The 817-nt window shown below is 64.3% G+C and carries 1 protein-coding gene; it reads left to right on the top strand.

Translation table 11 applies throughout. The features are described 5' to 3' along the window. The coding region (locus EN780_RS35785; RefSeq protein ID WP_128276572.1) for an IS110 family transposase at positions 1–817 on the top strand (817 nt) is incomplete at both ends.

Raw genomic sequence — 817 nt, forward strand, 5'->3', positions numbered from 1 at the left:
GGCTTCTGGCTCCATCGGTTCCTGACCACGCACGGCATCGCCAATCATGTGATCGAGCCAACCAGCATTCTCATCAATCGGCGTGCCCGTCGGGCCAAGACCGGCCGGCTCGATGCGGAAGGCATGCTGCGCGTGCTTGCCGCCTACCTTCAAGGGGACCGTCAGGCCTGCAGCATGGTGCGGGTGCCCACGCCAGATGAGGAGGACGCCAAACGCATTCACCGCGAGCGCGAGCACCTGGTGCAGGAGAGGCTGCGCATCGAGAACCGCATCCAAGCATTGCTGTTCACGCAGGGTATATACAAGAGGCCTTCCCTGCGCTCATGGGATCGTGATCTTGCAGCAGTCCGGACCGGCGACGGCCGGGAATTGGCGCACCATCTTCGGGCCGAGCTGGACCGTCTGCGTCGCCGGCTCGTCATGACCTTGGAGTTGATCCGGGAGGTCGAAGCTGAACGAGACGAGGCGGCCAACGCCAATCCGAAAGACCAGGCCTGCGGAAAGATTGCAAGCCTGTGCCTTATCCGCGGCGTCGGCGCGAACTTCGCGGCCGTTCTCACGCGCGAGGTATTCTACCGTTCGTTCGACAACCGGCGGCAACTCGCCAGCTACGTCGGCATCACGCCGATGCCTTACCAAAGCGGCGGCATGGACAGGGATCGGCGGATCAGTCGGGCCGGGAACCCACGCGCGAGAACGACGATGATCCAGCTTGCCTGGCTCTGGCTTCGCTACCAGCCCGGCAGCGACCTGGCCAAGTGGTTTCGTGATCGCGTCGGGACGCTGACCGGACGTACGCGGCGGATCGCGATCGTGG

The sequence above is a fragment of the Mesorhizobium sp. M4B.F.Ca.ET.089.01.1.1 genome (genome assembly GCF_004022605.1).
GTDB classification, from domain to species: domain Bacteria; phylum Pseudomonadota; class Alphaproteobacteria; order Rhizobiales; family Rhizobiaceae; genus Mesorhizobium; species Mesorhizobium abyssinicae.